An 18,263-nucleotide genomic window follows, 5' to 3' on the forward strand; every position below is an offset into this window, starting at 1 on the left:
GCGACGGCGGCCTCGAGCTCGCCGCGCGGCACCAGCAGCTCGCGCCACGCGCGACCGGCGGCCGGGTGGTCGGCGTCCTCGACGGCCGCGTACGACACGCTGCCCGGCGCCACGGTCGGCCAGGGGTCGCGCCAGACGACGGGCTCGCCGTCCGCGCCCTCGCGCCCGACCGGCTCGCCCAGCACCGCGACGTCCGCGGTGCGGTCGGTGGTCTCGACGCGCAGCATGAACTGCATCGAGCGCAGCCAGCCGGTGAGGGCGTCGCCCGTGCCCGGCTCGGCGGTGATCCAGGTGGTCTCGCCGTCGTCGACGACGTGCAGCGCGTGCTCGACGTGGCCCTTGGGGCTGAGCACCAGCGCCTCGGTGGACGTGCGCGGCGCCAGACCGGTCAGCGCCTGGGTCGTGATCGAGTGCAGCCAGCTGAGCCGGTCGGGGCCGGTGACGGTGACGACCGCGCGGTGCGAGAGGTCGACCACCGCCAGCCCCTCCTCGAGCAGCCGGGCCTCGCGGGTGGGGTCGCCGTAGTGCCAGGCGACGCCGGCGTCGGGGCCCTCGGCCGCGACGGCGCCGGGACGCGCGAGCAGCGGGCTGGCCACGGTGTCGACGCTCATGCCGGGGTCAGCGTCCGCGGGCGGTCGGGCATTCCGCGACCCCGCTCAGGAGACGCGCTTGAGCTGCGCGGAGGCGTGCGACTGCATCGGCTGCCCCACGGCCGCCATGTCCATGACCCACATCAGGTCGCCGTCGACCAGGCCGTACATGCGGCTGGCCGCCGTGTACTCCTTGGCGCTCGGCGTGCGGGCGACCAGGTCGGTCTGCAGCTGGATGCGCGGGCCGTCGGCCTGGCCGACGTAGATCTCGACGTAGCCCGTGGGGTGCGTGAGCAGCACCTCGAGGTCGCCGCCCTCCTGCGGGCGCCAGAACCCGGTCTCGCTGGCCAGCGGGCGCACCTTGGCCCCGGCGTCGTCCAGCAGCCAGGCCTGGCTGGAGTAGTGCAGGAACGGGCGGCCGTCGTGGCGGAACTCGACCTCCTGGCCGAAGTTCACCGAGTCCATCGTCGGGTAGCCGACGACGCCGGCGCCCTCCCAGCGGCCGATCAGCCAGGCCAGGGGGACCAGCGGGGTGGGCAGGTCGGGAGAGATCTCCATCGCGGTGTCCGTCCGCCCGCTCAGCGCTGCCCGCGGTAGAGGCGGTAGACGACGAAGCCGGCGAACCAGGTGATGACGAGGGCGCTGGCGACCAGCAGGCTGGTGTAGAAGATCTCGAGTCCGCTCACGAGCCCGATGCTACCGGCGGCCCGGGCGGGGGCCGCCCGCGCGGCGGTTACCGTGAGCGCCATGGCGCGCTCCCTCGTGGTCAAGGTCACGGCCGGCTCCGACGCGCCCGAGCGGTGCGCCCAGGCCTTCACCGTGGCCGCCACCGCGGCGGCGTCCGGGGTCGCCGTCAGCCTGTGGCTGACCGGCGAGGCCAGCTGGTTCGCGCTGCCCGGGCGGGCGGCGCAGTTCGAGCTGCCGCACTCGGCGCCGCTGCCGGACCTGCTCGACGCCGTGCTCGCTGCCGGGCGGGTGACCTTGTGCACGCAGTGCGCGGCCCGGCGCGAGATCGGGCCGGACGACGTCGTGCCGGGCGTGCGGGTGGCGGGCGCGGCGGTCTTCGTCGAGGAGGCGCTCGCCGACGGCGCCCAGGCCCTCGTCTACTGAGCCGCGACCGCCGCAGCGAGGGCCCGCACCGCGGGCGCGAGCGCCTGGGTGGTGCGGCGGTAGTGACGGCGGGACCGGCCGTAGGGGTCGGGCACCTCGTCCCGGTCGAGCGGCGCCACCCCGCTGCGCCGCCGGACGGCGCGCGCCGCCAGCCCGTCCAGCCCGAGCGGGGGCGTCCAGCCCGTCTCGGTGGTCTCTGCGAGCAGGTGTGCGAGCTCGAGCAGCAGGAAGGTCTTGTGGACCGCCTGGGGGTCGCGGTCGACCACCCAGGAGCGGTGCCGCCGTTCGGCCGTCAGGACGAGGTCGGCCTCGGCGATCATCGCGTCGGTGAGCTGGCGTCCTCGGTGGTCCTGCGGCTGCAGGCCGAGCGAGCGGGCCTGCTCCACCGCCTGCGGGGTCATGGGCTCGCCGACGAGAGCCGCCACGCCGGCGGACGACACCTGCACGCGGTCGGGCCCCACGCCTCGCCCGTCCAGCTCGTGGCGCAGCAGCTGAGCAGCCAACGGGGAGCGGCACACGTTGCCGGTGCAGACGAGCAGCACCCCTCCTCCGCTCATCCGAGCGTGAGGCGCAGGGCGACGTAACCGGCCATGGCCGACGTCGCCAGCGGCGCGACGGCGAGGGCCAGCCAGCCGGGCGCGCGGCCGGCGGCGGGCAGCGGCTCGAGCAGCCGGTGCACCATCAGGGCCACCGCGGTGGCGACGCCGCCGCACAGCAGGCCGGCCACGACCGTGCCGTCGTCGAACAGGCCGCCGAGCAGGCCGCCGACGAGAAGCCCCACCAGCACGCCGAGCGGCAGGGTGAACCGCCGGGGCAGCGGGGCGAGCTGCACGAGCGAGCCGGCCACGACGGGCGCGGCCCACGTGACGACGCCGGTGGCGGTCGAGGGGCTGTCGGGCAGGGCCAGCACCGAGGCCGCCGACCCCAGGACGACGACGCCGGCCACCGTGCCCGACACCGACTCGACCAGGCGCGGGCGGCCGTCGCGGCGCAGCAGCTGGTGGACGAACTCGGTGACCACGCCGCCGGCGAGCGCCAGGGCCAGCCACTCCAGCCGGGGCTCGGCGTCGGCGCGGGCCACGGCGACCGCGGACGCCGCGCCGCTCAGCGCGAGGACCGCCGTGGTGCCCCGCGGCGAGGGCAGGTCGAGCAGGCGCGACCAGCCGCCGGCGAGCAGCAGCGCGAGGACGACGACGGCTGCGAGCGCCATCACGTCACCGGCGAACGCGCCGAGGCAGACGAGCGCGGCGACCACGGTGGTCAGCCCGGCGGTCCACAGCCGCACGGCGCCGACGGGCGCGGACGGCAGGGCGGGGACGACGTCCACCCCCTGCTGCTCGTCGGCGCTCATGGGCGCTCATCCTGCCAGGTCGGGGGACGCCGTCCGGCCGCGCGCGGCGTCACCCGCCGGCGAAGGGCGGCAGCACCTCGACGGTCTGCCCGTCGTCCAGCGCGGCGTCCAGGGCGTCGTCGCGGACCACTCGGCCGTCGACGAGCAGCGAGCTGCGGCGCACGACGGCGTCGAGCGGGGCACCGCGCGCGGTGAGCTGGTCGACGACCTCGCGCACGGACGCCGCCGCGACCGGCTCGTCGTCGACGCCGGCCGCCTCGCGGGCCCCGGCCCAGTACCGCACCGTCACCTCGGCCACCGGTCCGTCTCCGTCCGTCGTCGTGCTCGCTCGTGTCTCACCCGCCGGGACGACGGGCCGCCCCTCGGGACGCCATGCCCTATCCTGCCTGCAGTCGGCCGCCGACGCCCGACCCCGATGGGTCGCGAGCGCGCGGACGACGGCACGACTGCACCGCCTGCGCCGCCCGGCCCGCCCCACGCCGGAAGGAGGGCCCGCCATGGCGAGACTGCTGCTGCTGACGAACGACCTGTCGCCCAGCGCCGAGGTCCTGCCCGCGCTCGGGCTGCTGGCCCACCAGGTGCGCGTGCTGCCCGCGGAGGCGAGCGCCCTGGTCGAGACCCCGCCCACCGACGTGGTGCTGGTCGACGGCCGGCGCGACCTCGCGCCGTCCCGCTCGCTGTGCCGGCTCATGCGCACCACCGGCGTCTCGGCCCCGGTGCTGCTCGTGGTCACCGAGGGCGGGCTCGCCGCCGTCACCGCGGAGTGGGGCGCGGACGACGTCCTGCTGGCGACCGCCGGACCGGCCGAGGTCGAGGCCCGGCTGCGGCTGGCGATCGGCCGCTCGCTCATGGCGACGGACGGCGAGGACGACCTGGCCCCCGAGATCCGCGCCGGCGACGTGGTGATCGACGAGACGACCTACTCGGCGCGCGTGCGCGGCCGGGCGCTCGACCTGACGTACAAGGAGTTCGAGCTGCTCAAGCACCTCGCGCAGCACCCGGGGCGCGTCTTCACGCGGGCCCAGCTGCTGCAGGAGGTCTGGGGCTACGACTACTACGGCGGCACCCGGACGGTCGACGTCCACGTGCGGCGGCTGCGGGCCAAGCTCGGTCCGGAGTTCGAGCAGCAGATCGGCACGGTGCGCAACGTCGGCTACCGCTTCGTGCCGCCCGGGCGCGATCACCAGGCCGGCTCCGACGTCCCGGCACCCGCCCTCCCCTGACCCGCTGGCCCTTCCCTCACCCAGGCCGCGGACGTGCGACGGCCCGGCTCCCACGAGGGGGGCCGGGCCGTCGCCGTCCGGTCAGGACGGGTGGCTCACCGGGAGGTCAGGGGACCTGGGTGATCCGGTCGGCGTCGATCGGCGTGTACGGCGAGTGGGCCGTCAGGTACGTCGCGAGGGCGTCGATGTCGAGCCCGCCGAAGTACTTGTTCGTGCCGACCAGGCCCGGGAAGTTGTCGCCGCCGTCCGAGAGGAAGGAGTTGACCGCCACCCGGTAGGTCGCCGTCTTGCTGATCGGCGTGCCGTCCAGCGCGACCGAGCCCGGCACGACCTTGGAGCCGGCCGGGGCCGAGGCGCTCCACGAGTACGTGAAGCCCTCGCTCACCTGCAGGATCTTGTTGGCCGAAGCGTTGGGGCCGGACCACTGCTGCTCGAGCGTGTCGTAGATCTGCTGACCCGTGAGCGTCTCGGACACCACGTAGTTGTTGAACGGCTGCACCGTGAACGCGGCGCCGAAGGTGACGTCGCCGTTCGGCTGGGGCACCAGGTCGGCGCGGATGCCGCCCGGGTTCATGAAGGCGATCTGGGGCGCCACCCCGCCGGTCACCGTGGTCGCGTCGTCCTTCTGCGCGTCGGCGATGAGGCGGCCGAGGGAGGTCTCGACGTCCGCACCGGTCTTGGGCAGCGTGGCGCCGCCCGCGACCTGGCCGATCACCTTGTTGGCGATGGGCTGCACCAGCGTGTTGTAGGTGTTGATGATCGACGTCTGCGCGGCGTCCTTGGTGACGTCGCGGGACACGACCACGTTCGTGCCGCTCACCGACGCGCGGCGGATGTCACCGGCGCGCAGGTCGTACGCCAGGTCGGTCTCGGTGAAGAGCCGGCCGAACGACGAGGCGCTGGTGATCAGGCGCTGCTGGCCGTTGCTGTCGCGCTGCGAGCAGATGTACGGCTGGTGCGTGTGGCCCGAGATCACCATGTCGATCTGCGGGTCGAGGTGGCGCGTGATGTCGAGGATCGGGCTGTCGTCCTTGAGCTGCGCACCCTTGACGCCGTTGCGCGTCGCGGTCGAGCAGGTGGCGTCGAACGGCGGGGCGACGTTGTACGTGCCGTGCGCGGCCTTGTACGTCGTCGTGGCCGGCGTACCGCCCTGGTGGATCAGGACGACGATCGCCTTGACGCCCTGCGCCCGCAGCACCGGCACGAGCTTGTTGGCCGTCGTGGCCTCGTCCTCGAAGACCAGGCCCTCGATGCCGGACTTGGTGACGATGCTCGGGGTGTCCTTGAGCGTCATGCCGATGAAGCCGATCTTGGCGCCGCCGGCGAAGGTCTTGATCCAGTAAGGCGGCAGGATCGTCTTGGTCGTGTTCTTGTACCGCACGTTCGCGGCCAGGATCGGGTAGTCAGCACCCTTGAACGCGTGGGCGGCGCAGGAGTTCTGGTTGTTCGCGCCCGCGCCGTCGTCGATGCAGCCGCCGTCGGCGATGCGCTGCAGCTCCTTGTACCCCTCGTCGAACTCGTGGTTGCCCACCGACGTCACGTCCAGGCCCAGCGAGTTCATCGCCTCGACCGTGGGCTCGTCATGGAACGCGGCCGACAGCAGCGGCGACGCGCCGATGATGTCGCCGGCCGCCACGGTCACCGAGTTGGTGTGGCCCGCGCGCGCCTGCTTCAGGTGCGTGGCGAGGTACTCGACGCCACCTGCCGGCACCGTCGTGCCCTTGGCCGAGAACACCGAGGTGACCGGGTCCTGCACCTCGGTGTAGCTGGTGGTGAGCGTGCCGCTCGAACCGCCCGGCGCCTCCAGGTTGCCGTGGAAGTCGTTGAACGAGAGCAGCTGGATCTGCAGCTCGCGGGGCCGCGGGTTGCCGGGGGCCGCGGTGGCCGATCCGGTGGACGACATCGTGGCGGCGAGCGCTGCGGCCGAGGTGACGGCCAGCACGCTCGCGAGCCGCTTCGAGCGACGCGTGGACATGGAGCTCCCTGAGGGTTCGATGAGGACCGGTGGGTCAGCCCCGCACGCTAACCGTCGGAGGCGTCGTCCGACAGACCTTCGACGTCACGAAACGCGAACGGACGGCGACCGGCGGGCGACCGCCCGGCGGCGGCTAGGCTCGCCGACGTGCCGCCCGACATCGACGCCCGCGTGGAGGTGCTCGAGCAGCTGCCCGCGGACGATCTTGCCGCGGTGAACGCGCTGGTCGCGGCGGCCACCGAGACCGACGGCCTGCACCCGCTCAGCGAGCACGTGATGCTGCACCTGCCGTCCGGCCGGCCCGGCCCCGACCGGCACCTGCTGGTCTTCGCCCGCCGGGTCGGGGGCGAGGATGACGGCGACGGCGAGGAGCGCCTGGCCGGGTACGCGCACCTCGACCCCACCGACGCGGTCGAGGGCTCGAGCGTCGAGGTCGTCGTGCACCCCGAGCTGCGCGGCCAGGGCGTCGGGCGGCTGATGGTCGAGCACCTCGAGCAGCTGTCCCCCGACGGCCGGCTGCGCCTGTGGGCGCACGGCCAGCAGTCCCCCGCGCGGGCGCTCGCCACCTCGCTCGGCTACCTGTCGGTGCGCGAGCTGTGGCAGATGCGGCGCTCGCTGCGGGCCGCGCTCCCGGCGGTCGAGCTGCCCACCGGCTACTCGCTGCGCACCTTCAGGCCCGGCGTCGACGACGAGGCCTGGCTCGCCGTCAACGCCGCCGCCTTCGCCGACCACCCCGAGCAGGGCAGCTGGACGCTCGACGACCTGCAGCACCGGGTCGCCGAGGACTGGTTCGACGCCGAGGGCTTCCTGGTGCTCGACGGCCCAGACGGCGACCTGGCCGGCTTCCACTGGACCAAGGTCCACGGCGCCACCGACCACGACCACGACCCGATCGGCGAGGTCTACGTCGTCGGCGTCGCCCCCGCCCACCAGGGCAAGGGCCTCGGCCGCCAGCTCACCGTCGCCGGGCTGCGGTACCTGCGGGCCGCCGGGCTGACCCAGGCGATGCTGTACGTCGACGCCGACAACACCGCCGCCGTGCACACCTACCAGCGCCTGGGGTTCAGCCGCTGGGACGTCGACGTGCAGTTCTCCCGGCCCGTCGGCGGCGCCGACCGCTGACCGACGGGTGGGACGTCCGCTACCCCTCGTTCACCTGCGGGTGGCAGCATCGAGAGCATGAGCCTGGTGACCGAGCCCGCAGCGGACGACGCCGCCACCGACCAGACCGCCGTCGCCGCGACCGACGAGCCCGCTGGTGGCGCGCCCGCCGCCGAGGCGCCGGTGCTGCAGGACCTCGACCCCGAGCGGTTCCTGGACCGCGAGACGAGCTGGCTGCAGTTCAACGAGCGGGTGCTCGAGATGGCCGAGGACACCTCGGTGCCGCTGCTCGAGCGGGTCCGCTTCCTGGCGATCTTCGCGAGCAACCTCGACGAGTTCTTCATGGTGCGCGTCGCCGGGCTCAAGCGTCGCATCGCCACCGGCATCGCCGTCCGCTCGGCCGCCGGGCTCGAGCCGCGCGAGGTGCTCGAGCAGATCAGCGCCCTCGCGCAGGACCTCATGACCCGGCACGCGCGCGTGTTCCACGACGACGTCCGGCCGCAGCTGGCCGCCGAGGGCATCACCGTCGTGCGCTGGGACGAGCTGAGCGGCGACGAGCAGGAACGCCTGCACGAGATGTTCCGCGCGCAGGTGTTCCCGGTGCTGACGCCGCTGGCGGTCGACCCCGCGCACCCGTTCCCCTACATCTCCGGGCTCTCGCTGAACCTCGCGGTGATCGTGCGCAACACCAAGACCGAGAAGGAGCACTTCGCGCGGGTCAAGGTGCCGCCGCTGCTGCCGCGGTTCGTCGCGGTCGAGGACGTCGACGGCACCGCCACCGGCGTCGACCCCTCGCTGGCCGACCCCTACAAGTCCCGCTTCGTGCCGCTCGAGGACATCATCGCGGCGCACCTCGACCAGCTGTTCCCGGGCATGGAGGTGCTGCAGCACCACAGCTTCCGGGTCACGCGCAACGAGGACCTCGAGGTCGAGGAGGACGACGCCGAGAACCTCCTGCAGGCGCTCGAGAAGGAGCTCATGCGCCGCCGGTTCGGCCCGCCGGTGCGCCTCGAGGTGGCCGCCGACACCGACGACCACGTGCTCGACCTGCTGGTGCGCGAGCTCGGCGTCTCGCACGGCGAGGTCTACCGGCTCCCGGCGCCGCTCGACCTGCGCGGCCTCAACCTGGTGGCCGACCTGGCCCGCAGCGAGCTGCGCTTCCCGCCGTTCGTGGCCGCCACGCACCGCGACCTCACCGAGGGCGTCGAGACCAGCAAGCCCGGCGACATCCTGGCCGCCATGCGGGTGCGCGACGTCCTGCTGCACCACCCGTACGACGCGTTCTCGACGTCGGTGCAGGCGTTCCTCGAGCAGGCCGCGGCCGACCCGCGCGTCCTCGCCATCAAGCAGACGCTCTACCGCACCAGCGGTGACTCCCCGATCGTCGACGCGCTCATCGACGCGGCGGAGGCCGGCAAGCAGGTGCTGGCGATCGTCGAGATCAAGGCGCGCTTCGACGAGCAGGCCAACATCAGCTGGGCCCGCAAGCTGGAGCAGGCCGGCGTCCACGTCGTCTACGGCATCGTCGGGCTCAAGACGCACGCGAAGCTCGCGCTCGTCGTCCGGCAGGAGGCCGACGGCCTGCGCCGCTACTGCCACATCGGCACCGGCAACTACAACCCCAAGACGGCGCGCCTCTACGAGGACCTCGGCCTGCTGACCACCGACGAGAAGGTGGGCGAGGACCTCACACGGCTGTTCAACCAGCTGTCGGGCTACGCGCCGCGCACGCGCTTCAAGCGGCTGCTCGTGGCGCCGCGGTCGTTGCGGGGCGGGCTGGTCGAGCAGATCCAGGCCGAGCAGGCGCACGCCGAGGCGGGGCGTCCGGCCGGCATCGCGCTGAAGCTCAACTCGATCGTCGACGAGGCCGTGATCGACGCGCTGTACCGCGCCTCGCAGGCCGGCGTGAAGGTCGACGTCGTGGTGCGCGGCATCTGCGCCATCCGTCCGGGCGTGCCGGGGCTGTCGGAGAACATCCGGGTGCGCTCGGTGCTCGGCCGGTTCCTCGAGCACTCGCGGGTGTTCCTGTTCGGCAGCGACGAGCGCGAGGACGGGCGCACCTGCTGGATCGGCAGCGCCGACATGATGCACCGCAACCTCGACCGCCGCGTCGAGGCGCTGGTGCGGCTCGAGGACCCCGCGCACGTCAGCGAGCTGCGCCAGCTGCTCGACACCGCGATGGACGACGGCACCTCGTCGTTCCACCTCGCGGCCGACGGCACCTGGACCCGTCACCACGTCGACGCCGACGGCGCTCCCCTGCTGGACCTGCAGCAGGCCGTGGCCGAGCGGCTCGGCAAGCAGCGACGCAAGGCCCGGCGCCGGTGACGTCGGTCGCGCCGCTGGTGGCCGAGCCGGTGCGCGACGAGGGCGTCGTCCGCGCGGCCGGCGCGCTGCTGTGGCGCGAGCGCCCCGGGTCGGACGGCAGCCCCGAGCTGCAGGTCGCGCTGGTGCACCGCCCCAAGTACGACGACTGGTCGTGGCCCAAGGGCAAGCTCGACCCCGGTGAGTCGTGGGCCGCGGCCGCCGTCCGCGAGGTGCTGGAGGAGACGGGGCTGCACGTGCGGCTGGGCATCCCGCTCCCGCACGCGACGTACGAGGTCGGCGGCAACGGGTCGACCCGCCCGAAGGTCGTGCACTACTGGGCGGCGCACGTGCTGGCCGACGGCGGCGAGCTGGCCGACGAGGTGGACGAGGTCGTGTGGACCACGTTCGCGGAGGCGCGCTCACGGCTGGACTACCGCCGAGACCGGTTGCAGCTCAAGGCCTTGCGGGCCGCGGCGCGCGAGAGCCGGCTCGACACCTGGCCGCTGCTCGTCGTCCGGCACGCCAGCTCGGTCGGACGGCGGCGCTGGAAGGACGACGACGCCCGGCGCCCGCTCGACGACGCCGGGCACGCCCGCGCGGCCGACCTGGTGCCGGTGCTCTCGGCCTACGGCGTGACCCGGGTGGTGACGTCCGACGCCGAGCGGTGCGCGGCCACGGTGGCGCCGTTCGCGCGCGCCGCTGGCGTGCGGTTGATCGGTCGCCACTCGCTCAGCGAGGAGGGCTTCGCCGACGACCCCGCTCGGGCAGTCGCGACGCTGGGCAAGGTGCTTTCGCGCGGAGAGCCCGCCGCCGTGTGCACCCACCGGCCCCTGCTGCCCGCGGTGCTCGGCCACCTGGCCGAGCACGCGCCGCACCCCGACGTGGCGGCCGCGCTGCGCGAGTCGGCCGGCCCGGGCCTGGTGAAGGGCGAGGTGCTCGTCGCGCACGTCGCGGGTGTCGGCGACGGCGCGAGCGTCGTGGCCGTCGAGCGCCACGGGGTCTAGGGCGCGGCGAGCTCGAACCGCACCTGCTGCTCCCCCTGCGGCACGATGCGCTCGATCCCTTGCGGCAGCTCGGGTCTCATCGACGTCGAGGGCGTGCACGGCGTCACGCGGTGCGCGCGGCGCGGGCTCTCGCTGTAGGTGATGAGGCAGCTGGTGACCGCACCGGAGGGTGCCGTGACCGTGAGCGTGCGGACGTCGAGGTACTGCCCGAGTCCCTGCACGACCACGACGCGCCGGCCGTCGACCGTGGGGACGAGGGCGGTAAGGTCGTAGGTGGACCCGTTGCGCCGCAACGGCTGGAAGCCGACGTCCGCCGTGCCGAGCGGCTGCCCGCCGGACTGCGCCTGCGTCCACTCGAGGTCCTTGCCGGTGCCGGCGGGACCGGGCAGGTCGGGCCCGTCGAACGGCGGCGCGTCGATCGTGTAGGGCTCGTCGACCGCCCCCGCCGCGACGCGCACCGGCGCCTTCACCTCGCCGGTGGGCCGCAGCACCAGGTGCACCTGGGTGCCGTCGGCGACCGGCTCGAGCGCGAGGGTCGCGTCGACCTGCACGACCTCGTCGTCGTCCGGACCGTTGCCCCGCAACGCGTACCAGAACCCGACGCCGACGGCCGCGACGAGGACGAGCGCGACGACGACGCCGATCGCCACCGCGATGCCGACCGCCCGGCGGGGCGACGGCTGCGTTCCGAGCGTCACCGCTCGTCGTGCAGCGGGCTGCGGGCGAGCACCAGGCCGACGCCGAGCACGACGCCCAGCACGCCCTCGAACCACTGCCCGAGGCTGCTGCCGCCGACCGCGCCGAGCAGCACCGTGACGACGAGCGCAAGCCCTCCGGACCACACCGCGGCCACGGCGCGCGCGTGCCGCGCCGGACGTCCGGCCGCGCGCAGCCGGGTGCCGGTGACCAGCCCGCCCGCCAGCACGGCGACGACGACCGAGACGACGCCGAGCACGCCGACCGCGACCGTGCGCCCGGCGGGCACGTCGCCCTCGGCGTAGCCGGACACCAGCGCGTAGCCGAGGAACCCGACGACCACTGCCGCCACCAGGCCCACCACGAGCTGCGCGAGCGCGCCGATCGCCAGCGGCCGAACGTACTCGCCCGGCTCCGCGTGCAGCGCCAAGTCGTCGCGCCAGCCCTCGCCGTCCAGCCGCACGCTCACGCCTGGCCCGCCGAGCTGGACGGGGTGGCAGAGCCCGTGGGGCTGGTCGACGGCGTCGACCCCGGCGTCGACGGCAACGGCGTCGCCGCGGTCACCTCCGACCCGGTGAACCCCAACGACCGGACGACGGCCTCGACCTGGCAGGTCTGCGCCTGGTCCTCGCGGGCAGCTGCCGACAGCTGCACCAGGCCCTTGCCCTGCGTGAGGAAGCTGCGCGACCAGACCTGCACCCCCTGCGTGCGGCCCACCCCCGCGCTGGCCGGCGTCGTGTGGTGCGTGAGCCAGCCCGACGCCGTCCCGTCGGGGCCGGGTCCTTGGTCGTCGACGAGCACCTTGCCGCCCTCCATCTGCTCGACGCGCGTCTTGAGCAGCTGGCGCTCGTTGTCGGGGAACGGCTGGGTGTAGTCGGGCTGCTGGACGAGCGTGACGACGCAGAGCGCGCTGCTCGGGTCGGGGGCGTAGCGCCAGGTGCGCTGGCCGGCGTCGTCCTGCACGGTCGGGGGCGCCTCGACGAAGGCCACGCCCGCGGGCAGGTCGAACTGCGCAGCGCCGTCGGTGACGTGCGTGCCGCCGCTGATGGGCACGGTCTGCGACGTGCTCTGCGCGGCGGACCCCGCCGCCGTCCCCGTCGCGGACGCGCCGGCGGACGGCGAGCCGTCGGCCCCGTCGTCCGACGAGCCCGAGCACCCTGCCACCGCCATCAGCACCACTGCTCCGCAGACCAGGCCGGACCGGCCGAAGGTCATCCGCCGCACCTCCTCCAGGGGACCATCCCCTTGGCCGGGTCATAGTAGAGGCTCGTCACGGCCGACTGGTTGGACGTCGAGACCTCGCCGCCGGCCCCGAAGGTCAGCAGGTCGCCGCCGAAGAAGCCGACCTGGAACTTGCCGTCGGACCCCTCGTACTTCTGCGCCGTGATGGACGCACCCCCCGCGGGACCGGCGTTCTTGAACCGGTCGACCAGCGCCTGGGTGGCAGTCGCGGGGTCCTGGTAGCCGGGCGTGCCGTCGGCCGTCATGACCGGGATGCCCACGCTGTTCAGGACGTCGGCCACCGCGCGCTTGTTGTCGGAGTTGGTCAGGTCGAGGGTGAGCGCGACCTTGCCCTGCTCGGTGCCGGCCACGTCGACCCCCAGGCTGCCCGACGCCTTCGGGAGGTTCTTGCCCAGCGGGATGTCGCCGAGGTCGCCCTTGCCGAGCAGCGAGCTCTTGACCTTGCCGGCGGTCTCGAGGCTCATCTCGACCGGCTGGCCGTTCTCGTAGCTGATCCCGATGACGCTCTCGCCCTCGAGCTCGCCGGTGGGACCGACGCCGAGGATGCCGAGCTCGCCGTTCAGCTTGGAGTTGCCCTTGACGTAGACGGTGTAGCGGTCGGGCTTGGTGCTGCCGTCGGCCGCGGTCTCGCCCTTGGTGACCTTGACGCCCAGCAGCTCGGCGCCCTCGGCCCCCACGCCGGCCTCGATGCCGGCCTCGGCGTTGGCGCTGCCGCTGATCTTGGTGCCGCCCTCGAAGAAGTACTCCTTGGGACCTTCCTTCGGCTCCTTGTACTCGGTGCCGGTGATCTTGTCGAGGCCCCACTTGGCGATGTCGCCGACGCCCGGCGGCAGCGACGCCTTGACGCCCTGCTTGCCCACCTCGGCCGCGCTCGCCTCGATGAACGCCCGGGCGTCCTTCTCGTTGTCGAACGCGAAGGTGCGCGAGCCCTTGCCCGTCAGCCCGGCCTTGACCTGGGCGCCCAGCCCCTCGCCGAGGCCGAACTTGCCCTCCTCGCCGAACATGATGTGCGCGCCGACGTCAGCGCCGACCTGCTGGTCGACGAGGTAGGTCTTCTTGCCGTCGGCGCCGATCACCTCGCGCAGCGCGAGCTTGCCGTTCGCGCCGAGGTTGACGCTGAAGACCGTGATCTCGCCCTTGACCGCGTAGTCCTCGCTGTAGACCTCGCAGTCGGGCAGCTTGGCCTCGAGGTCGGTCGGGCCGTTGCCGGCGCAGCTGCCGTTCGTGACCTTGCAGATGACGGTGTTGACGGCCTGCACCATCTTGGTGTCCAGCCCGAGCGCGGACCCGCCCATCACCGCGAACACCAGGCCCATGAGCACGGCCACGCCGACGTACTCCAGGGTGCCCTGCCCCTGGTCGCCGCGCAGCCGGCGCCTGATTATCCGCATGGCAGCAGCCTGGCAGCGGGCCCGCGCCCGGCCCCAGGGCCCGTGGACCCATCACGGGCCCATCCCGGGCCCGCCCGCCGACGTCCGGGACGCTCGTTCACCTGCTGCTCAGCCGGGGTCCGACCACCGGACGACGACTCGCCCGCGGTCGTTCACCCGCCGTTCACCCCGGGCCATCCGGCCCTTCACCCGGCCTCCCTAGCGTCCCCGGTGACGCCGCACCCGCGACGTCCACGAACCTGCACGGAAGACGGACATCACTGTGACGATCAAGCGGATCGGCCGCTTCGCCGGCGTCGCCCTGGTCGGGGCCCTCGCGCTCGCGGCCTGCGGCTCCGACAACAACACCGCGGGGGGCTCCAGCACCAGCGCCTCCAGCGACTGCCCGACCGGCACGCTGAACGCCGAGGGCTCCTCGGCGCAGAAGAACGCCATCGACCAGGCGATCGCCTCCTACGGCGAGCAGTGCGCTGACGTGACCGTGAACTACAACCCGACCGGGTCCGGCGCGGGCATCAAGCAGTTCAACGCCGGTCAGGTCGACTTCGCCGGCTCCGACTCGGCGCTGAAGACCGAGGAGAAGGACGGCATCATCGAGGCCGACGAGGCCAAGAAGCGCTGCCAGGACAACCCCGCGTGGGACCTGCCCATGGTCGCCGGCCCGATCGCCATCGCCTACAAGCTCTCCGGCGTCGACAGCCTGACCATCACGCCCGAGGTCGCCGCCAACATCTTCAACGGCAAGATCACGACCTGGGACGACGCGGCGCTGAAGCAGATCAACCCCGACGCCACGCTGCCGTCCAGCCCGATCAAGGTGTTCTTCCGCTCGGACGAGTCCGGCACCACCGAGAACTTCACCAAGTGGATGAACAAGGCCGCCCCCGACGCCTGGACCGCCGAGCCCGGCAAGAAGTGGACCGGCAAGGGCGAAGGCAAGGAGAAGTCGGCCGGCGTCACGGACGGCGTGAGCTCCACCGAGGGTGGCATCACGTACGTCGAGTGGAGCTACGCGCGTGACGCCAAGCTCGGCATCGCGAAGGTCGACAACGGCGGCGGCGCCGTCGAGCTGACCGCCGACACCGTCTCCAAGGCCGTCGAGGCCGCGAAGCAGAAGGGCACGGGCAACGACCTGGCCCTCGACCTGGACTACGCCACCAAGGAGCCGGGCGCCTACCCCGTCATCCTCGTCACGTACAGCGTGGTCTGCAGCAAGGGCCTGGACGCCGACAAGACCAAGCTCGTCAAGTCCTTCCTGAGCTACTACGCGAGCGAGGACTTCCAGAAGACGCTGCCGGACATCGGGTACGGCCCCATGCCGGACGCGCTGCGCACCAAGGTGGCCGCCGCGGTCGAGGCGATCAGCTGATCGTCGGCTGACGACCTGAGCACCACCGGCGACGTCGCCCTTCCCGTGACCGGGGCAGTCATGGGAAGGGCGGCTCGCTTCCCCGCCCACGACCCCACGAGGACCTGCCGATGACCGCCGTCACCCCGCCGGCCGACCTGCTCGGCGAGGACCCGCCGCCGCAGGGCGACGGCGCCTCGACCGGACGGCTCGGTGACCGCCTCTTCTCCGGCGCCGCCCACGGCGCGGGCCTGCTGGTCATCGCGATCGTCGTCCTCGTGGGCGCCTTCCTGGTCAGCCAGGCCGTCCCGGCGCTGGCCAAGGACCAGGTCAACTTCCTCACCGCGCGCGTGTGGGAGGTGGACGGCGCGCAGCTGCGCTTCGGCATCCTCGACCTGCTCTGGGTCACGGTCATCTCGTCGGCGGTGGCCATGCTCATCGCGGTGCCGGTCGCGATCGGCGTCGCGCTGTTCCTCACGCAGTACGCGCCCAAGCGGCTCTCGAAGCCGTTCGCCGCGCTGGTCGACCTGCTGGCCGCGGTGCCCTCGATCGTCTACGGCCTCTGGGGCATCAAGGTGCTCGGGCCGCACGTGAAGGGCCTGCAGGACTGGCTGTCCGGCGCGTTCGGGTTCATCCCGCTGCTCGACCCCGACACCACGATCAGCTCGGCTGGCACCATCTTCCTCGCCTCGATCGTGCTGGCCATCATGGTGCTGCCGATCATCACGGCGCTGTCGCGCGAGGTCTTCGCGCAGACGCCCACGACCCACAAGGAGGGCGCGCTCGCCCTCGGGGCCACCCGCTGGGAGATGATCCGCACCGCCGTCCTGCCCTTCGGCAAGCCCGGCGTCATCTCGGCGTCCATGCTCGGCCTGGGCCGGGCGCTCGGCGAGACGATCGCCGTCACGATCATCGTCAGCAAGCTGGCCGACGGCACCCCGTGGTCGTTCTCGCTGTTCAACGGCGGCGAGACCTTCGCGAGCCGGATCGCCAACAACGCCGCGGAGTTCGACACGCCCACCAAGGCCGGCGCGTTCATCGCCGCGGGCCTGGTGCTCTTCGTCCTGACGTTCGTCGTCAACGCGATCGCCCGGATCATCATCGAGCGCAGGAAGGCCTTCAGCGAGTGAGCACCCTGACCTCGAGCCCGGCTCCGGCGTCCGACGTCGTCGTCGACCACCTGTCGCACCGCTCGCGCGGGCGCACCCTCCGCAACGGTGCCGCGACGGTGCTGGTGACGCTGGCCTTCGCCCTGGCGGTCGTCCCGCTCGCGTGGATCCTGTGGACGGTGGTGTCCAAGGGGTACCACCTGCTGCTCGACCAGAGCTGGTGGCTGAACTCGCAGCGCGGCATCACCGCCCGAACCGTCGGCGGCGGCGCGTACCACGCGATCATCGGCACGCTGCTGCAAGGCCTGGTGACCGCGCTCATCTCGGTCCCGATCGCGGTGATGACCGCGGTCTACCTCGTCGAGTACGGCCGCGGGAAGCTCGCCCGCGCCGTCAGCTTCATGGTCGACATCCTCACCGGCATCCCGTCGATCGTCGCCGCGCTGTTCGTCTACGCGCTGTGGGTGACGACGCTGGGCTTCGACCGCGTCGCGTTCGCGGTGTCGCTGGCCCTGGTGCTGCTCATGGTGCCGGTCGTCGTCCGGTCGACCGAGGAGATGCTCAAGCTCGTGCCGAACGAACTGCGCGAGGCGTCGTACGCGCTCGGCGTGCCGAAGTGGCGCACGATCGCCAAGGTCGTGCTGCCCACCGCCTTCAGCGGCATCATGACCGGCATCCTGCTCGGCCTGGCCCGCGTCATGGGCGAGACGGCGCCGCTGCTGATCCTCGGCCCGTACTCGAAGTCGATCAACACCGACCTGTTCTCGGGCTTCATGGCGGCGCTGCCGACCATGATCAACCAGGACCGCACCGAGATCCTCGCGCCCGCCGTCGAGCGGGTCTGGGCCACCGCCCTCACCCTCGTGCTCCTCGTCCTCGTCCTCAACCTCGCCGGGCGGTTCATCGCGCGCCTCGGCTCGGTCAAGAAGTAGGGAACCCCTCATGGCCAAGCGCATCGACATCAAGGACCTCAACGCCTACTACGGCGGGTTCAAGGCGGTCGAGGACGTCACGATGACCGTCGAGCCCCGCTCGGTGACGGCCTTCATCGGGCCCTCGGGCTGCGGCAAGTCGACGTTCCTGCGCACCCTCAACCGGATGCACGAGGTGATCCCGGGGGCGCGCGTCGAGGGCTCGATCATGCTCGACGACCGCGACCTCTACGGCGGCGAGGTCGACCCGGTCGGCGTGCGGCGCACCGTGGGCATGGTGTTCCAGCGGCCGAACCCGTTCCCGACGATGTCGATCTTCGACAACGTGGCGTCGGGGCTCAAGCTCAACGGCGTGAAGAACAAGGCGCGGCTCGGCGAGGTCGTCGAGAAGTCGCTGCGCGGCGCCAACCTGTGGAACGAGGTCAAGGACCGGCTCGACAAGCCCGGCGCCGGGCTGAGCGGTGGTCAGCAGCAGCGGCTCTGCATCGCGCGGGCCATCGCGGTGGAGCCGCAGGTGCTGCTGATGGACGAGCCCTGCTCGGCGCTCGACCCGATCTCGACGCTCGCCATCGAGGACCTCGTGTCGACGCTGAAGTCGACCTACACGATCGTCATCGTCACCCACAACATGCAGCAGGCGGCGCGCGTCTCGGACCGCACGGCCTTCTTCAACCTGGCAGCGACCGGCAAGCCGGGCCGGCTCATCGAGATCGGCGACACCGCCAAGATCTTCAGCAACCCGGTCGAGCGCGCCACCGAGGACTACATCTCCGGCCGCTTCGGCTGACCCCTTTGCGCCACCCGAACCGCTTTCCGCCGCCGGAACCGCTGCCGAGTGGCGCAAAGCGGGTCGGGCGGCGCAAAGGTCTGTGGATGGCGCGCAC

The 18,263-nt window shown here is 72.9% G+C and carries 19 protein-coding genes; 9 read left to right on the top strand and 10 right to left on the bottom strand.

The features are described from left to right. A partial coding sequence (locus ACYVJ4_RS06320) for a YgfZ/GcvT domain-containing protein (protein ID WP_460459264.1) occupies nucleotides 1-611 on the bottom strand: 611 nt, incomplete at its 3' end. A 45-nt stretch (nucleotides 612-656) separates the two neighbouring features. Further along, a complete protein-coding gene (locus ACYVJ4_RS06325; protein ID WP_460459265.1) occupies nucleotides 657-1,148 on the bottom strand; it encodes a heme-binding beta-barrel domain-containing protein in 492 nt (163 codons plus the stop codon). A 189-nt stretch (nucleotides 1,149-1,337) separates the two neighbouring features. Between ACYVJ4_RS06325 and ACYVJ4_RS06330 the strand changes: the two genes are divergently transcribed. Beyond that, nucleotides 1,338-1,700: a DsrE family protein gene (locus ACYVJ4_RS06330; RefSeq protein ID WP_460459266.1), complete on the top strand. Its 363-nt coding sequence runs from the start codon at nucleotides 1,338-1,340 to the stop codon at nucleotides 1,698-1,700. Here the strand turns inward: ACYVJ4_RS06330 and ACYVJ4_RS06335 are convergent. The 3 genes from ACYVJ4_RS06335 to ACYVJ4_RS06345 are packed head-to-tail and all read right to left on the bottom strand — an operon-like array spanning nucleotide 1,694 to nucleotide 3,349. Continuing rightward, nucleotides 1,694-2,257, bottom strand: a complete 564-nt coding sequence (locus ACYVJ4_RS06335) for an arsenate reductase/protein-tyrosine-phosphatase family protein (protein ID WP_460459267.1) — start codon at nucleotides 2,255-2,257, stop codon at nucleotides 1,694-1,696. The genes ACYVJ4_RS06330 and ACYVJ4_RS06335 overlap by 7 nt on opposite strands. Beyond that, nucleotides 2,254-3,051, bottom strand: coding sequence for a hypothetical protein (locus ACYVJ4_RS06340; protein WP_460459268.1), 798 nt, complete (start codon nucleotides 3,049-3,051; stop codon nucleotides 2,254-2,256). The genes ACYVJ4_RS06335 and ACYVJ4_RS06340 overlap by 4 nt, the downstream gene beginning before the upstream one ends. Before the next feature lie 49 nt (nucleotides 3,052-3,100). Continuing rightward, nucleotides 3,101-3,349: a MoaD/ThiS family protein gene (locus ACYVJ4_RS06345; RefSeq protein ID WP_460459269.1), complete on the bottom strand. Its 249-nt coding sequence runs from the start codon at nucleotides 3,347-3,349 to the stop codon at nucleotides 3,101-3,103. 199 nt (nucleotides 3,350-3,548) lie between these two features. Here ACYVJ4_RS06345 and ACYVJ4_RS06350 point away from each other — a divergent pair, with 199 nt between their 5' ends. Continuing rightward, nucleotides 3,549-4,274 (top strand): winged helix-turn-helix transcriptional regulator, encoded by a 726-nt coding sequence (locus tag ACYVJ4_RS06350; RefSeq protein ID WP_460459270.1) that lies wholly within the window; start codon nucleotides 3,549-3,551, stop codon nucleotides 4,272-4,274. A gap of 106 nt (nucleotides 4,275-4,380) precedes the next feature. Here the strand turns inward: ACYVJ4_RS06350 and ACYVJ4_RS06355 are convergent, their stop codons facing one another. Beyond that, nucleotides 4,381-6,249, bottom strand: a complete 1,869-nt coding sequence (locus ACYVJ4_RS06355; protein ID WP_460459271.1) for a bifunctional metallophosphatase/5'-nucleotidase — start codon at nucleotides 6,247-6,249, stop codon at nucleotides 4,381-4,383. Nucleotides 6,250-6,396: 147 nt separating this feature from the next. Here ACYVJ4_RS06355 and mshD point away from each other — a divergent pair, with 147 nt between their 5' ends. From mshD to ACYVJ4_RS06370, 3 genes are read left to right on the top strand one after another with little or no spacing between them, the layout of a single operon-like run. After that, the gene (gene mshD, locus ACYVJ4_RS06360; protein ID WP_460459272.1) at nucleotides 6,397-7,371 is read left to right on the top strand and encodes a mycothiol synthase; all 975 of its coding nucleotides are present in this window, start codon (nucleotides 6,397-6,399) and stop codon (nucleotides 7,369-7,371) included. Nucleotides 7,372-7,428: 57 nt separating this feature from the next. Then, nucleotides 7,429-9,678, top strand: coding sequence for an RNA degradosome polyphosphate kinase (locus tag ACYVJ4_RS06365; protein ID WP_460459273.1), 2,250 nt, complete (start codon nucleotides 7,429-7,431; stop codon nucleotides 9,676-9,678). After that, the gene (locus tag ACYVJ4_RS06370) at nucleotides 9,675-10,661 is read left to right on the top strand and encodes an NUDIX hydrolase (protein ID WP_460459274.1); all 987 of its coding nucleotides are present in this window, start codon (nucleotides 9,675-9,677) and stop codon (nucleotides 10,659-10,661) included. The genes ACYVJ4_RS06365 and ACYVJ4_RS06370 overlap by 4 nt, the downstream gene beginning before the upstream one ends. Here the strand turns inward: ACYVJ4_RS06370 and ACYVJ4_RS06375 are convergent. Genes ACYVJ4_RS06375 through ACYVJ4_RS06390 form a run of 4 tightly spaced genes read right to left on the bottom strand, consistent with a single transcriptional unit; the run spans nucleotide 10,658 to nucleotide 13,990 of the window. Next, nucleotides 10,658-11,359, bottom strand: a complete 702-nt coding sequence (locus ACYVJ4_RS06375; protein WP_460459275.1) for a hypothetical protein — start codon at nucleotides 11,357-11,359, stop codon at nucleotides 10,658-10,660. The genes ACYVJ4_RS06370 and ACYVJ4_RS06375 overlap by 4 nt on opposite strands. Next, entirely contained in the window at nucleotides 11,356-11,826 is a 471-nt protein-coding gene (locus tag ACYVJ4_RS06380) for a hypothetical protein (protein ID WP_460459276.1), read from the bottom strand. The genes ACYVJ4_RS06375 and ACYVJ4_RS06380 overlap by 4 nt, the downstream gene beginning before the upstream one ends. Continuing rightward, nucleotides 11,823-12,572, bottom strand: coding sequence for a hypothetical protein (locus ACYVJ4_RS06385; protein WP_460459277.1), 750 nt, complete (start codon nucleotides 12,570-12,572; stop codon nucleotides 11,823-11,825). The genes ACYVJ4_RS06380 and ACYVJ4_RS06385 overlap by 4 nt, the downstream gene beginning before the upstream one ends. Further along, on the bottom strand, nucleotides 12,569-13,990 hold the full coding sequence (locus ACYVJ4_RS06390) for a hypothetical protein (protein WP_460459278.1): 1,422 nt from the start codon (nucleotides 13,988-13,990) through the stop codon (nucleotides 12,569-12,571). The genes ACYVJ4_RS06385 and ACYVJ4_RS06390 overlap by 4 nt, the downstream gene beginning before the upstream one ends. Nucleotides 13,991-14,252: 262 nt before the next feature. Here ACYVJ4_RS06390 and pstS point away from each other — a divergent pair, with 262 nt between their 5' ends. The 4 genes from pstS (at nucleotide 14,253) to pstB (ending at nucleotide 18,166) form a co-directional block, all read left to right on the top strand. Beyond that, nucleotides 14,253-15,359 (top strand): phosphate ABC transporter substrate-binding protein PstS, encoded by a 1,107-nt coding sequence (gene pstS, locus ACYVJ4_RS06395; RefSeq protein ID WP_460459279.1) that lies wholly within the window; start codon nucleotides 14,253-14,255, stop codon nucleotides 15,357-15,359. Nucleotides 15,360-15,469: 110 nt separating this feature from the next. Continuing rightward, complete coding sequence (pstC, locus tag ACYVJ4_RS06400) at nucleotides 15,470-16,468, top strand: phosphate ABC transporter permease subunit PstC (protein ID WP_460459280.1); 999 nt, start codon at nucleotides 15,470-15,472, stop codon at nucleotides 16,466-16,468. Next, a complete protein-coding gene (gene pstA, locus ACYVJ4_RS06405; protein WP_460459281.1) occupies nucleotides 16,465-17,379 on the top strand; it encodes a phosphate ABC transporter permease PstA in 915 nt (304 codons plus the stop codon). The genes pstC and pstA overlap by 4 nt, the downstream gene beginning before the upstream one ends. 10 nt (nucleotides 17,380-17,389) lie before the next feature. Beyond that, nucleotides 17,390-18,166: a phosphate ABC transporter ATP-binding protein PstB gene (pstB, locus tag ACYVJ4_RS06410; protein ID WP_460459282.1), complete on the top strand. Its 777-nt coding sequence runs from the start codon at nucleotides 17,390-17,392 to the stop codon at nucleotides 18,164-18,166. Nucleotides 18,167-18,263 lie beyond the last annotated feature (97 nt).

This window comes from Angustibacter peucedani (genome assembly GCF_054779595.1).